Here is a 14,717-nt window from a genome sequence, read left to right on the forward strand (position 1 = left end):
GGATAACCGCGTTCGACCACGACAGCCCTGTTTGCGCAAGGCCGATTCCGCGCTACCTCTATCCAAGCGCATCGCGCTTGGATTTGGTTAACCCGGAAAGAGGCCCTGATGGCATTCGCATTGCTGGACCAGATACGCTCCATCTTCGACGGCGACCCGGGCGTGCGCAAGGTCGCCGACGATCCGGTCCTGTCGGCTGAACTTCTGATGCTGTTCCGCATGATCCTCGCCGACGGGACGGTCAGCGAGAGCGAGATGGTTGCCTTCCGGCGCATCTGCAAGGACGCCTTCGGCATTCAGGAAACCAGCATCGACGCCGTCATCGAATATCTCAACGAGTTCGGCTACGAGACCAACGGCTCGCAGGCGATTGCGCTGTTTCGTGATCTCGATGTCGAACGGCGCAAGCAATTGGCCCAGCACATGGCTGAGATCGCCAAGGCGGATTCGCAACTGGCCGAGAGCGAGGTGCGCCTCTTGCGCCGCACGCTCGACCTGCTCGACATCAGCCCGGTCGATGCGGTGAAGCCGGAAGAGTAGCGCTCCCACTCACCCTTGCTCTTGCATCTTCCGAGCGATCGCCCGATGCAAATCGGGCGCGGCGCTGACAAGTGCCTTGGCCGCTTCTGATCGCGGATGGTCGAGCACCTCGTTCGTCTTGCCGCGTTCGACGATCTTGCCGTCATGCATGACCAGAACCTCGTCCGTGATGGCACGCGCGACGGTCAGGTCGTGGGTGATGAAGAGATAGGCGATGCCGAGTTTCTGGTTGAGCTCGGCGAACAGATCTAGGATCTGCGCGCGGATCGACACATCGAGCGCCGAAACCGGCTCGTCGGCGACGACCAGCTTGGGGCGGGTGATGATGGCGCGGGCGATCGACAGGCGCTGGCGCTGGCCGCCGGAAAACTCGTGCGGGTATTTGTCCATGTCGCGCTGGTCGAGACCGACCTCGTGCAGCGCATGCGCTACCATCTCGCGGTACTCGGCGCGCGTCGGTTTCTTGTCCAGCACGTGCAGGGGCTCGGCGACCAGCCTTTCGACCTTTTGGCGCGGATCGAAGGAGCCATAGGGATCCTGGAACACAACCTGCATGTCGCGCCTGGCGGGTTTCAGTTCGGCTTCGCTCTTGCCGGTGATCGTCTGGCCGCGAAAGCGGATCGTGCCTGAACTGGGCTTGTCCAGCGCCAGGATCATGCGGGCAAGCGTTGACTTGCCGCAGCCGGAGCGGCCGACCAGCGCCACCGATTGGCCCGGCGCCATCGACAGCGATACCTCGTCAACGGCGCGAATGGTTGGCGCGCGCCGAAACAGCGAGGCGCGGCGGCCGGGATAGTCGCGGGTCACGCTTTCGACCTGGAGCAGGGGCTTGCTTTGGCTTGCGTCATGCGGTCTCGCACGTGCCGGCACGTGCATCGAGGCCTGCGCCAACTGGCGCGTGTAGGGGTGGAGCTGTTCGGACAATGTGCGGGCGGTGTCGCCGGCCTCCATCACCTCACCGCGGCGCAGGATGGTGATGCGGTCGGCCATCTCGGTCACGACGGCGAGGTCGTGCGAGATCAAGAGCAGGCCCATACGGCTCTCCGCGACAAGGTCGAGCAACAAGTCGAGGATCTGTGCCTGCAGCACCACGTCGAGCGCCGTGGTCGGCTCGTCGGCGATCAAGAGCTTCGGTTTCAGCGCGCAAGCGATGGCGATGACGACACGCTGACGCTGGCCGCCCGACAGTTCGTGCGGATAGCGCGACAGCGGGAATTTCGCCTCGGGCAGACCGACGCGGTCGAGCATTTTGCGCGCCCGCTCCTCGGCTGCCGCGCGCGTGGCCTTGGTATGCCAGCGTATGCCTTCGGCCACCTGTTCACCGATGGTCTTGACCGGGTTGAGGGCCGTCATCGGCTCCTGGAACACCATGCCGATGTCGTCGCCGCGCAGCGCGCACATCTGGTCCTCGCTTGCCGCGAGGATATCGATGCCATCGAACGAGACGCGGCCGGTGGCGCGCGCGGCATACGGCAGAAGCTGCATCACCGTCAGCGCCGTCATCGACTTACCGGAGCCGGATTCGCCGACCAGCCCCATCACTTCGCCGGGCGCGACGGAAAGCTCCATGTCTTTCAGGATCTGCGTCTCGCCGATGGTCAGCGACAGGTTCTCGATCTCCAGCAGGCTCATCGCTGCCGCCGCGATTTCGGGTCGAGAATGTCGGCGATGCCGTCGCCCAGAAGGTTCAGGCCGAGCACGGTGATGACGATCGCCATGCCGGGAAAGATCGCCATCCACGGCGCCACCACCATGCGCGTCTGCGCATCGAACAGCATGCGGCCCCAGCTCGGCATTGGCGGCTGCGCGCCGAGGCCGAGATAGGAAAGCCCGGCTTCGGCCAGGATGCCCAGCGCGAACTGGATGGTGCCTTGCACCAGGAGCAGCGTGGCGATGTTGGGCAGTACATGTTCGATCGATATCTGCGTGCTGCTTTTTCCCGCGGCACGTGCGGCCAGGATGAACTCGCGCGGCCAGATCGCCAACGCGCCGGCGCGGGCGACGCGGGCAAACACCGGAATGTTGAAGATGCCGATTGCGATGATGGCATTGACGGCACCTGGCCCGAAGATGGCGGTGATCATGATGGCCGACAGCAGTGCCGGGAAGGCGAAGACCAGATCGTTGATGCGCATCAGCGCTTCATCGACCAAGCCGCCACGCGCGGCGGCGAAAGCGCCGAGCGGCACGCCTATGCCCATGCCGATGCCGACCGCGACAAGCGCCACGGCGATTGAATTGCGGGCGCCGACCATGATCATCGACAGGATGTCGCGGCCGAAATGGTCGGTGCCGAACCAATGGGCCAGCGAGGGGCCTTGCGTCTTGTCTGATATGACCAGCTTCGTCACATCGTAAGGCGTCCAGATATAGGAGACGACAGCCATCGCCAGGATCAGCAAGGTGATGACGAAGCCGGTGACGAATGCTGTGTTCCTGAAAGCCTTGGCCAGGATGGAGCTGAACGTCTCCTCAGGGATGTCGATGTGCAGCGTCATTGCCGGCTTCTCAGGCGCGGATCGACGACCGCATAGGAAAGGTCGACGATGAGGTTGACGGCAATGACGGCGGCGACCAGCAGCATGACGACGCTTTCGACGACGATCAGGTCGCGCTGGGTGATCGCCTGGAACACCAGCCGGCCGAGGCCGGGGAGATAGAAGACATTCTCGATGATGATGGTGCCGGCGAGCAGGAAGGCGAATTGCAGGCCGAGTATGGTCAGCACCGGGATCATGGCGTTGCGCAGCGCATGCCGCCACAGCACGGCGCGATAGGGCAGGCCCTTGGCGCGGGCGGTGCGGATATAGTCCTCGTTCAACACCTCGATCAGCGCCGAGCGGGTGACGCGCGCCAAGATCGCCGCCTGCGGCAAGGCAAGGGCGATCGCCGGCAGAAGCAGCGATTTCAGCGCCGGCCAGACGCCGGCGCTCCAGCCGGGAAAGCCGCCGGCCGGGACCAGCCGCAGCCATACGGCGAAGATGTAGATCAGCATCAGCGCGAACCAGAAATTGGGCACGGCGACGCCAAGCTGTGCCGCGCCCATGGAAATCGTATCGCCGGCGCGTCCGCGCCGGCTGGCGGAAAACAGGCCGACGGGTATCGCGATGATGGTGGAGAGCGCCAGCGCGATCAGCGCCAGCGGCAGCGAGACGGCAAGCCGTTCGCGCACGAGATCGATGACCGGCACCGAATAGGTGTAGGAGCGGCCGAAATCGAGGCTGAGCAGGCCGCTGGCCCAGTGCAGATAGCGCAGCGCAAGCGGGGCGTTGAGGCCCATCTGGTTGCGCAAGAGTTCGACCTGGTCGGCGCTGGCGTTCATGCCCAGCATCAGCCGCGCCGGGTCGCCGGGCAGGATTTCGAGCACGGCGAACACCACGATGGACGCCAGCACCAGCGTGGCAAGCGAGATGGCGAGGCGCTTGAGGAGGTAGGTGGTCATCCGTTCCAACGTGCCGGAAAAAGGCGGGCTCCGGAAGCAGGTTTACTTCCGGAGCCACGCATTTCTCGGAAGGGCGAAATCAATCCGACCACTTCACCTTGGTCAGGTCGTTGGCGGGGATTGGTGCGTTTTCCCACAGGCCTTGCAGCTTGGCGTCCCAAACCCCGACCTTGGGCAGTTCGTAGAGGAAGCCGACCACGGCGTCGTCGGCCAGGATCTTTTGCGCTTGCGCATACAAGTCCTTGCGCTTGGCCTCGTCGGACGTCAGCTCCAGATCGGCAATGACCTTGTTGAAGGCAGGGTTGTCGTAGTTGAAATAGTAGTCCTTGCGTGCGTAGATATCGATGTCGTTCGGCTCGGTATGGGAGACGATGGTCAGGTCGTAGTCCTTCTTGGTGAACACCTGGTCCAGCCACTGCGCCCACTCGACGGGGATAATCTCGAGGTTGATGCCGACATCGCGGAGCTGCGAGGCGATGATCTCACCGCCGAGCCGCGCATAGGAGGTCGGCGGCAGCCTCAACGTGGCCTTGAAGCCGTTCTCCAGTCCTGCCTCCTTGAGCAGTTCCTTGGCCTTGGCCACGTCGTGCGGATAGCGGCCGGTGAGGTCGACATAATATTTGTTGGCCGGCGACATATGCGAGCCGATCGGCAGGCCGAGCCCGGCCGAGGCGCCGTCGATGATCGCCTTGCGGTCGAGCGCGTAGGAGATCGCCTGCCTCACCTGCAGCTTGTCGAAGGGCGGCTTCTTGTTGTTGATGGACAGGATGGTCTCGCCTTCGGTCGCGCCGACCACCACCTTGAAGCGCGGATCATCCTTGACCTGGGAGACGCTGTCGGGATCGAAGAAGGGGAAAGCCTGTATGTCGCCGGAAAGCAGCGCCGGCACCGCCGCCGCGGCATCGGGAACGATGCGGAACTCGACCTTTTCGAGGAAAGCAGGGGCGCCCCAGTAATGATCTGATTTCACCAGGGTGATCGATGAACCCTTGGCCCAGTTCTCGAACTTGAAGGGGCCGGTGCCAACAGGCTTTTCCTTGTTGGTGTCGGCGGATTTCGGCGACACGATCACCGCGTCGCCCCAGCCCATATTGTAGAGGAACGAGCCCTGCGGGTGGGTGAGCGTCACCTTCACGGTGGCGGGGTCGACCACGTCGACCTTGTCGATGGCGGCAAAGAGCTGCTTTTGCGCGTTGACGGAGTTTTCCGCGCGGGCACGGTCGAGCGAGAACTTCACGTCGTCGGCGCTGAAATCGCTCCCGTCGTGGAATTTCACGCCCGTGTGCAGCTTGAAGGTGTAGACCTTGCCGTCATCTGAAACGGTCCAGCTCTCAGCCAGATCCGGCAGGACTTCGCTGTTCGGGCCGATACGCGTAAGACCTTCGAAGATGTTGGCGTAGGTGACCTCCCGGATTGCCGCGGCCGCTCCCGCTGTCGGGTCGAGATGCGGGGGTTCAAGCGGAATGCCGATGACGAGATCGGTCCGGGCGGCAAACGCCGAAGTGGCGGTTGCGAGCGCCAGCACGGCAGCGGCCAGAAGGGTCTTCCACAGTTTCATCGCTGAACTCCCCATGTGCTCAAATGCTTAAGCCTGGGGATAGAAGCGTGATTTCGCGCGGGAGTAAATTGCGTTTCGTGCTGTCGCGCCGCGCCAGGAGAAATGTTTTTGCGCCGCAGGCCGATCATTCGGTTGTGCCGCGCAGCAGCACGTTGAGGCCGATCGCCATTACCTTGGCCGATTCCACCATGTCCGCTATGCCGACCCACTCGTCCGGCCGGTGGGCGAGGTCGAGAATGCCGGGCCCATAGGCGATGCAGTCGTAGATGTGGCCGATGCGGGCAATGTGCTTCTGGTCATAGGTGCCGGGCGAGATGACGTAGTCGGGCTCGCGGTCGAAGATCGCGTGAATGCCTTGCGCCACCGCCTTGACCACCGGCGCGTCGCGTTCGGTCATCAGCGGCAGCACTTCCATCAGGTCGCGGATCTCGTAGTCGAACTTTTTGCGCTCGCGCTTCAGCCGCTCGAGAATGCCGGTCACTTCGCCTTTGACCGTGGCGAGATCTTCCTCGAGCAGGAAGCGGCGGTCGATGGTCAGCCGGCAGGAATCGGGCACGTTGGGCGAGGGCAGGCCGGGCCGGAAATCCTCGGTCTGGCCGCCATGGATGGAATTGATGTTCATGGTTGAGCGTTTTGCACCTTCGGGCACCACCGGCATGCGCGTCATCTTGCGGTCGAGCGCCGGGAACAGTTCGTCCTCGAAGGCCTGCAACACGGCACCCATGTGGCGCACCGCATTGTCGCCGAGGAACGGCATCGAACCGTGCGCGATCTCGCCCTTGGTCTCGATCTCCGCCCACCAAACACCGCGATGACCAAGGCAGATGCGGTCCTTGTTCAACGGCTCAGGAATGATGACGTGGTCGACCCTGGGTTTGGAGAAATAGCCGAGCCCGGCCAGATGGGCGACACCGCCGAAGCCGCCGGACTCCTCGTCGACGGTGCCCGATATCTCGATGGCGCCGGGAAAGTCGGGATAGACGTCCATGAAGGCTTCGGCGGCGATGATCGACGCAGCCAGGCCGCCCTTCATGTCGCAGGCGCCGCGGCCATAGACCCTGCCGTCCTTGACGACGCCGGCAAAGGGATCGACCGTCCAGCCGTCACCAGCCTCGACCACGTCGATGTGTGAATTGAAGTGGACGCAGGCGCCGGGTGACCGGCCGTCGAACCGGGCCACGACATTGACGCGCGGGTAGCGATCGGTGTCGCCGGGCGTGCCTTCGGCGCGGATGAATTCCGTTTCAAAACCACGCTTCCTCAGCCGCGCGCCAAGATATTCGGCGCATGGCCGGTAGGCTTCGCCGGGTGGGTTGATGGTCGGAAAACGGATGAGGTCGGCGGTCAGCGCGACGACATCGTCGCGCCTGTCATCGATTGCTTGGAGGAGTCTCTCGTTCATCGGTAGAGTTGAGCAGCGATCGACGTTGCATTGCAAGCCCGCCGGCAATCAAGTCCCTGCGACGTGTCGTTACGGCAACTATCGCGGGAAATCGTTCAAATTCGCTGCTTTGGATTGGCGAATTGATCAAGGACTGTGTGCTATTTGTTCACTGCCATTAAAAAGGTGAAAAACAACGTGATGGCAAGCAGGCAAGGGGCAATCAAAGGGGTTTGATCGCATGAGGAAGTTCTTTCTCGTAGCAGCGGCGATGTTGGCAACCGCGCTGTTTGGTACGCCGTCCGCAAGTTACGCGGCGATGTTGGAAGCGAATATCGACGTGTCGTCGCAGACGATGACGGTGCGATACGGGTCGGAGGTTTATCGCTGGGTCGTATCGACCGCGCGTCCGGGTTATTTCACGCCGCGTGGCACGTACCGACCGCAGCGGACCGCACGGATGTGGTATTCGCGTAAATACGACATGTCGCCGATGCCTTATTCCGTGTTCTTCCATGGCGGCTATGCCATCCATGGGACGGGCGCCGTCAGGCAGCTCGGCCGTCCGGCCTCGCATGGCTGCGTGCGGCTGCACACGGCCAATGCCGCGACCTTCTATTCGATGGTGCGGGAAGTGGGCTTCGGCAACACGCGCATTGTCGTGACGAATTAATTGAAGCGCGAATTCTCGTTGCCGGGCCGGTGCCCGGCGCGAGACTTTCTACTGGCGGCTACAACAATCGGCCAAGGTTCTACCTGTTCCGATACAGACGGCTATTGCCGAGGGATAAGGGGTGTGCTTTCCATGCCATTGCCTGACTAAGGACAATCAGCAGTACCGGGCGCTTTGAATTATTAGAGGTCGCTTAAATATTGCAGGCGGTCAATCGGTTCGCCGGGAAACTTGCCATCGCGTGCCGTTTGCCGGAATTGACAGATGCATCCCCAGCCAGAGATGGACGATCGTCTTCCCAACCGGTCCGCCGGGGTGCTCATTCTTGGCGGGGCGCACGGGACGCTGGCGCTGGCCAGGAGCTTCGGCGCCCAGAAAGTGCCTGTCTGGCTGGTGAGCAACGACACCCCGTTGCCCAGCTTTTCGCGATATGCCCAGCGGACAATGACGTGGCCCGGCCCTGATAACGGTGGTGCCGTCGCCTTCCTGCTCAATCTGGCCAAGGTTCACGGGCTGGGTGGCTTCCTTCTGATCGCCGGTGGCGATCCTGAAGTTCGTTTTGTGTCGCAATCGATCGACCAGTTGTCCGCCGTATTCGACGTGGTGCTGCCGCCATGGCAGCAGCTGAAATGGGTTTGTGAAAAGCCGCTGCTCTATCGCCGGGCGCACGAACTGGGGCTTGCCGTTCCGCTGACCTATGAGATCACCTCGCTCGAGCAGGCAGCGGCAGCCGAACTGCGCTTTCCCGTCATCCTGAAACCGAACACGGGCGGGCGCAGCCGGTTCGCGCGCGCCAAGGCCGTTCTGACCCATGACAAGGCATCGTTTTTGACGGCCTACAGCTGGGGTGCCGAAGAGATCGGCGGCGGAAATGTCGTGGTTCAGGAAATGATACCGGGCGGAGGAGAGAGCCAGTTCTCCTATGCGGCGCTCTGGAATAAGGGCGCGCCGGTGGCGGAATTCACCGCCCGTCGTACGCGGCAATATCCGGTCGACTTCGGTTACACCAGCACGTTCGTGGAGGTTGTCGATGAACCGCAACTGATCGACGCCGCGCGCCGACTGCTTGGGTCGATCGCGCATCACGGGCTGGTCGAGGTCGAATTCAAGCGCGACGCGCGCGATGGTTCGATGAAGGTGCTCGACGTCAATCCACGGCCCTGGACATGGTTTGGACTGGGCCCCGCCGCCGGCGTCGACCTTGGCGCTATGCTTTGGGCGATCAAATCGGGCCAAACGGTGCCGACAGCCTCAGCCCGGCCTGCTACGTCGTGGATGTATCTGGTTCGGGACATGGTGGCGGCCGGCAGACTGATCTCAAGCGGCCGGCTGACGAAGCGGGCCTATTTCAGCTCATTCGCCAAGGTGCGGGCATGGGCGACATTCCAGGCAAAGGACCCAATGCCGGGCCTGATCGACGTGCCCTTGACGGGCTGGAGAGTGCTGACGCGGCGGCTACTTCGGCTTTTGTGAGTCGAGCAATAGCCGGAGGAAGCCTCTCTTTCCGCAATCTTAACCGGGGAATGTTTAGGACGGCCGCGTAACTGAGTGAGTTCCACGGCTGCAGAAACAGACAGGCGAGACCACTGAGATGACCGCTTTCATGCCCAGGACCGACTGTGAGGTGGCCGTGATCGGTGCTGGCCCGTTCGGGCTGGCCGCCGCTTCCGCCCTCAAGGCGGCAGGCGTCGATACGCTCACGCTCGGTGGCGCGATGTCCTTCTGGCGCGACCATATGCCGAGAGGCATGAGGCTGCGTTCGCCCTGGCACGCGACCTATATCGGCCACACCAAAGGTCCGCTCTCGCTTGATTCCTACGCGAAGGTCCTCGGAATCTCGCCCCGCGAACCGCTGTGGCTCGAAAACTTCGTCGACTATGGATTATGGATCCAGGCCAAGGCGGTTCCGGATCTGGATACACGCAGGGTCGGCCGTGTTGAGAAGGCGAACGGTGGATTTCGTCTGGCACTGGCCGATGGCGCTGCCGTCAAGGCGCGCCGCGTCGTCGTTGCCACCGGCCTGATGAACCAGCAACTGATCCCCGCCGTCTTCAACGGGATCCCACAAGAACTGGTCAGTCATGCCAGTGAACATACTGGCTATGAGGCCTTCCGCGGCAAGCGCGTCGCCGTCATCGGGCGCGGGCAAAGCGCCTGCGAATCCGCCGTGCTGCTCAAGCGCAGTGGCGCCGACGTCGAACTCATCTGCCATGGCGACATCCATTGGTTGGGCTATCGGGCGCTGTCGGGAAAGCAGAGCTGGAGCTTGCGCGACTTCCTGTCGGAGCGGCTCGCATCGCCTTCCAGGGTCGGCCCGTTCCCGATTTCCTGGCTGGTCGAAGTCCCAGGCTTCGTGCACCGGTTTCCGGAGCCAGCCAGGGCCTGGCTCAACAGACGCAGCCTCGGCGCCGGCGCGACGGGTTGGCTGAAGCCGGATTTCGATGGGATAAGGGTCAATGCCGGCAGCAGGATCGTCGCCGCGTCTGCCAAGGACAATGGCGTCGAACTGCGGTTCGAGAAGGATGCGGCCACGTTCGACCACGTCCTGCTCGGCACGGGCTACCGGATCGATATCGCCAAGCTCGGCCTGTTCGCGCCCGATATGCTTGCCGCGATTGCCCGCCGGGAGGGGCTGCCGGTGCTTTCCGCAGGGTTCGAATCCAGCATTCCCGGGCTGCATTTTGTCGGCGCGAGCGCGGTCGGCAGTTTCGGCCCGCTGATGCGGTTCACCGCCGGCACGCCGTTTGCCGCGCGCACTGTTGCGCGGTTCGTTCAAAGAGCAAAAGACAGAAATTACGCCGCGGCCTGAACCTGAAAGACCGCATAGTCGATGGTGCGGATCGCATCGCGGAAACCGGGCATCGCCGGCACGGGCAGTTCCCTGAAAATACCGGTCTCGAGGATGGCGGGCCTCGCCCAATCGATGGCGCGGTGGCTCGAGCTTCCATAGACGATGAAACAATCCCGCCGGGCGTCGCTCAAGCGACGACACGAGATTTTTCAAGACGATGTCGAAAACGTCCTTGGAAAAGGGATTGTAGAAATAGACCACCAGCGGTGCGTCGGGGAAATCGTATGCCGCCGCGTCGGCCTCGACGACGCTGAGTGCCCGGCATTTCTGCGAAGGGTCCTGGAAACGCTCGATGTTGCTTCGGGCGATGTCCACCAATTCCCTAGCGAATTCCACGCCGATGATCCCGGCGAAAGGATATCGTGACGCCAGCAGCAGCGTTCGCGATTTTCCGGAGCCGATGTCGATGAATGTATGGTCACCGAGATCGCGAGGCAGCGACTTCATGATGAAGTCGAAGGTTTTCGGCGAGGTGCAGACGGCTTCGTTGCCCTTGGCGCGGTGCGGGCCGACGACATTGAGGGCACCGAGCTGGATCGAGCCGGCCGTGTCGACGTTGTGCCGGCAGTCCCATTTCCTGGCGAGACGGTCGGCGACGATATGCCTGATGTTGCGCCGGACAAAGCCAAGGCTTGCGCCGAGGCCATGTCGATGGACGAGCCTTATCGGCTCAAGCAAGCCATGCTGACGCAGATGCGACCATGCCCGGCCAAGACGGCCGAACGAACGATCTTCGACGCCATCCCGATCCAGGCGCGGCATTTCGATATTCGTCATGCCACGAGCTCCATTCCAGTCGAGGAACATCTCCTGGGGTATCTGCACCGCGCTCGTTTAAGATTCCCTGACCAGCAATGTTACGAATGTCTGGATCGTAGGCCCATCAGTGCCGGAAATTGCTGCGGCACGCACTCCACAGGAGGCGATCAGCTGTTCGCGGCCGGCGCCTTTGCCTGCGACCGCTTCTTGCGCCGCCAGTTGCTGATCTCCCACCTTTTGTGGAACCACATCCACTGGCCGGGATCCTCGCGCACCCAGCGCTCGACCACGTCGTTCAGCATCTGGGTGGTGGCGTGGACATCGACGCTGCCGTCAGCGGTGCGCGGCAAGACCAGCTTGTCTTCGATTTCGAGCCGGAAGCGGTTGCCGGGCAATCTGATGCAACGCGCCGGATAGACGTCGCAGTCATAGTGGCGGGCAAGGGTGCCGAGCACGCGGTTGCTCTGGCAGGGACGGCCGAAGAAGGTCGTATCGAGACCGTTGGAGAATTTCTGGTCGACGAGGACGCCGATGTTGCCGCCATTCTCCAGGACGCCTGCCAATGCGAATGAGGCTCCGGCCATCGACGGCAGCAGCGATCCCATGGTCGAGCGCCGCGTCGAAAGGATGTAATCGGCAAGATACGGATTGTTGGGTGGGCGAAACAGCGCCGTGATGTTCATGCCGAAGGTGGCCGCCGCCACCGGCAGCAGCTCGAAATTGCCGAGATGGCCGGTGAAGACGATGTGCGGCTGCTTCTCGGCGGCGATCTCGACGAAATGCTCCGTGCCCTTGACCTCGACGCGGCCGGGCTTGCTGGCGGCCGGGTCATAGTCGAACAGGGCATCCAGGAAGATGTATTCGGCGGCAAGGCGGGCCATGTTGCCCCACATATCGGAGGCGATGGCCTGGATCTCGGCCTCGCTCTTGTCCGGATAGGCCTTGTGCAGATTGTCGATGGCGACCTGGTGCCGTCCGACCCGGGGACCAATGAGGCGCGCAACGCGGTCGGCGAAATTCAGCGCGCTGTCGACCGGCAGCAGGCGCAGAACCGAGATGATGATCATCGCCGCGCGGGCAACCAGCCAGTAGTTCAGCTGGCGCAGCTGCCTGCCGTAGCGAAATTTGAGATCGCGGCGAAACTTCTTGAGCACCGAAGTCAAGGCCTTAGGCGACGCGCAGGATGATCTTGCCGAAGACGTCACGGCCTTCCATGCGCTTCAGTGCGGCATCGATATCGTCGAAGCCGACCTCGGTGTCGATGACCGGCGCGACCTGTCCCGCCGCCATTTTCTGCATGGCGTTTGCCATGTTCTCCATACGGCAGCCGAAGGAGCCCAGCAGTTTCAATTGCTGCTGGAAGAGCTGCATCAGGTTGATCTGCGTCGACACGCCCGAGGTCGAGCCGCAGGTCACCAGGCGGCCACCGCGCTTCAGGCACAGCATCGAGCCGGCAAAGGTGTCGGCGCCGACATGTTCGAAGACAACGTCGACGCCCTTCTTCTTGGTCAGCTTGCGCACCACGCCCTCGAAACGGTCGTCGCGGTAATTGATGACATGGTCGGCGCCGAGCGCCTTGGCCTTGTCGATCTTGTCGTTCGATCCGACTGTGGTGATGATCGTGCAGCCCATCCGCTTCGCCAGCTGGATGGCCGCCGAGCCAATGCCGGAGCCGCCCGCATGGACGAGGATGGTTTCGCCGGGCTGCAGCTTGGCATTGTCGAACAGCATGTGCTCGACCGTCCCGAAAGTCACAGGCGCCACAGCCGCGCCGATGTCGGTCACGCCGGGCGGGGCGGGACGAGCAGGCGCGCCGGCAGGTTGATCTTCTCCTGCGCGAAGCCGTCGAGATGGAAACCGTGAACGCCCGAAACATGTTCGCAGAGATTGTCGCGGCCTTCACGGCAGGCCCGGCAAAGGCCGCAGGTGCGCGCGCCGTAGATCGACACCAATTGTCCGGGCAGCAGGTTGGACACGCCGGGGCCGACCGCTTCGACCTCGCCGGAAGCTTCGGCGCCGACGACCAGCGGTAGTTTGCGTTTGGCGAAGGCCATGCCGCGCCAGCCCCAGACGTCGATGTGGTTCAGCGCCACCGCCTTGATGCGCAGCGTGACTTCGCCGAGTGCGGGTGGCGGCGGGGGCGGCAGGTCCACCGTTTCAAGACGGCGGTCCTCGATAAGTTGCAGTGCGCGCATAAGGCCTGTCGGTTTGGTTCGAGCGGAAAGCGCTCGCTTAGACCGGTTCCCGCGCCATGACAAGGCAAGTGTTCTGGCCGCCGAAGCCGAAGGAGTTCGACAAAACGCTGCGAACCTCGGCATTGCGCTTCTTGTTCGGCACCACGTCGAGCACGATCGCCGGGTCGGGATTGTCGTAATTGATGGTCGGCGGAATGACACTTTCGCGCATCGTCATCAGCGAGAACGCCGCCTCGACGGCGCCCGCCGCCGACAGCGTGTGGCCGATCATCGACTTGTTCGACGAGACCGGCATCGAGCCGATCCGCTCGCCGAACACGGTCGACAGCGACAGGTGCTCCATCTTGTCGTTTTCCGGCGTCGAGGTGCCATGGGCGTTGACGTAGTCGATCTCGTCCTTGCTCAGGCCGGCGTCGGCGAGGGCAGCGCGAACCGCAGCGATTGCCGGCGAACCGTCAGGCTTGGAGCGGGTGCGGTGGAAATCATCGGCCTTTTCGCCGCAGCCGCGCAGGATGCCGAGAACGCTGGCGCCACGAGCAAGGGCGGCTTCCAGTGATTCCAGCACCAGCGCGCCGGAGCCCTCGGCCAGCACGAAACCGTCGCGGTCCTTGGAAAACGGCTTGGACGCCTTTTCCGGAATGTCGTTGTGGGTCGACAGCGCCGACAGAAGCGAGAAGCGGATCAGCGCCTCGGCGGTGGCCGAACCGTCGGCGCCGATCGACAGCGCCCGGTCGCATTCGCCACGGCGGATCGCCTCGACGCCGAGCTGGATGGCGGTGGCGCCCGACGCGCAGGCGGTCGACAGCGTGATCGGCAGGCCGCGCGTTCCGAACCGGTCGGCGAGACGATCGGCGATCGAACCGAACTGCGTGGTCTCGAAAATGTCGAGTTCCTTCAATCCGCGCGCCACCCGCAGCAGCCTTTCGGCGCCGGCGTCAACCTTGTCGGAATTGTAGAGTGAGAAGCGTTCGTGCCAGTCGAGTTCGACCGGCGGCGAGGCGAGGAAGAGCGGACCGCCGAAATCGCTGGAATCGAGGCCGGATTCGGCCACGGCTTCATGCGCGGCGGTTTCGGCCAGCTCGTAGGTGAGGGGGCTGGCGCCTTTCGAGCTCGAGTCCAGGAAGTCGACCATGCCGGAAATGCGGGTATTGAGGTGGTCGACCGGAAAGCGGGTGATCGGATGGATGCCCGACTTGCCCGAGGTCAGCGCCGCCCAATTGTCGGCTTTGCCGACACCAAGCGAGGTCACCACGCCGATGCCGGTGACGGCGACGATCGGCCTGCCCATGTGATCTTTGAATTTGGTCATCGGGAAGCC

Annotated in this window: 12 protein-coding genes and 1 pseudogene; 4 read left to right on the forward strand and 9 right to left on the reverse strand. The window is 63.1% G+C overall.

Annotated elements, in window-relative coordinates; genetic code table 11:
• Nucleotides 1–108: 108 nt before the first annotated feature.
• On the forward strand, nt 109–540 hold the full coding sequence (locus tag AC0V8S_RS19345) for a TerB family tellurite resistance protein (protein ID WP_475432837.1): 432 nt from the start codon (nt 109–111) through the stop codon (nt 538–540).
• A gap of 9 nt (nt 541–549) precedes the next feature.
• Here AC0V8S_RS19345 and AC0V8S_RS19350 read toward each other — a convergent pair whose 3' ends face one another.
• From AC0V8S_RS19350 to AC0V8S_RS19370, 5 genes are all read right to left on the reverse strand, one after another.
• Nucleotides 550–2,172: an ABC transporter ATP-binding protein gene (locus AC0V8S_RS19350; protein WP_475432838.1), complete on the reverse strand. Its 1,623-nt coding sequence runs from the start codon at nt 2,170–2,172 to the stop codon at nt 550–552.
• Nucleotides 2,169–3,038, reverse strand: a complete 870-nt coding sequence (locus AC0V8S_RS19355; RefSeq protein ID WP_095199826.1) for an ABC transporter permease — start codon at nt 3,036–3,038, stop codon at nt 2,169–2,171. Before AC0V8S_RS19355 ends, AC0V8S_RS19350 begins: the two co-directional genes overlap by 4 nt.
• Nucleotides 3,035–3,982 carry an ABC transporter permease gene (locus AC0V8S_RS19360; RefSeq protein ID WP_475432839.1) on the reverse strand — a complete coding sequence of 316 codons (948 nt, stop codon included), beginning with the start codon at nt 3,980–3,982 and terminating at the stop codon, nt 3,035–3,037. Before AC0V8S_RS19360 ends, AC0V8S_RS19355 begins: the two co-directional genes overlap by 4 nt.
• Nucleotides 3,983–4,061: 79 nt before the next feature.
• Nucleotides 4,062–5,540, reverse strand: a complete 1,479-nt coding sequence (locus AC0V8S_RS19365; protein WP_183460372.1) for an ABC transporter substrate-binding protein — start codon at nt 5,538–5,540, stop codon at nt 4,062–4,064.
• A 124-nt stretch (nt 5,541–5,664) separates the two neighbouring features.
• On the reverse strand, nt 5,665–6,942 hold the full coding sequence (locus AC0V8S_RS19370; protein WP_475432840.1) for an acetylornithine deacetylase/succinyl-diaminopimelate desuccinylase family protein: 1,278 nt from the start codon (nt 6,940–6,942) through the stop codon (nt 5,665–5,667).
• 220 nt (nt 6,943–7,162) lie between these two features.
• Here AC0V8S_RS19370 and AC0V8S_RS19375 point away from each other — a divergent pair, with 220 nt between their 5' ends.
• From AC0V8S_RS19375 to AC0V8S_RS19385, 3 genes are all read left to right on the forward strand, one after another.
• Entirely contained in the window at nt 7,163–7,594 is a 432-nt protein-coding gene (locus tag AC0V8S_RS19375) for a L,D-transpeptidase (RefSeq protein WP_095199830.1), read from the forward strand.
• 264 nt (nt 7,595–7,858) lie between these two features.
• Entirely contained in the window at nt 7,859–9,067 is a 1,209-nt protein-coding gene (locus AC0V8S_RS19380) for a carboxylate--amine ligase (protein WP_475432841.1), read from the forward strand.
• A gap of 118 nt (nt 9,068–9,185) precedes the next feature.
• Entirely contained in the window at nt 9,186–10,403 is a 1,218-nt protein-coding gene (locus AC0V8S_RS19385) for an NAD(P)-binding domain-containing protein (protein ID WP_475432842.1), read from the forward strand.
• Here AC0V8S_RS19385 and AC0V8S_RS19390 read toward each other — a convergent pair.
• The 4 genes and pseudogenes from AC0V8S_RS19390 to AC0V8S_RS19405 form a co-directional block, all read right to left on the reverse strand.
• Nucleotides 10,388–10,576 (reverse strand): hypothetical protein, encoded by a 189-nt coding sequence (locus tag AC0V8S_RS19390; protein ID WP_475432843.1) that lies wholly within the window; start codon nt 10,574–10,576, stop codon nt 10,388–10,390. The two genes, AC0V8S_RS19385 and AC0V8S_RS19390, sit on opposite strands and share 16 nt — an antisense overlap.
• A 795-nt stretch (nt 10,577–11,371) precedes the next feature.
• Entirely contained in the window at nt 11,372–12,358 is a 987-nt protein-coding gene (locus AC0V8S_RS19395) for a lipid A biosynthesis lauroyl acyltransferase (RefSeq protein WP_475432844.1), read from the reverse strand.
• Between the two features lie 13 nt (nt 12,359–12,371).
• A pseudogene (locus AC0V8S_RS19400) lies at nt 12,372–13,399 on the reverse strand (zinc-binding dehydrogenase).
• A 37-nt stretch (nt 13,400–13,436) separates the two neighbouring features.
• Complete coding sequence (locus tag AC0V8S_RS19405; protein WP_475432845.1) at nt 13,437–14,708, reverse strand: beta-ketoacyl-ACP synthase; 1,272 nt, start codon at nt 14,706–14,708, stop codon at nt 13,437–13,439.
• Nucleotides 14,709–14,717 lie beyond the last annotated feature (9 nt).

The organism is Mesorhizobium oxytropidicola (assembly GCF_056174625.1).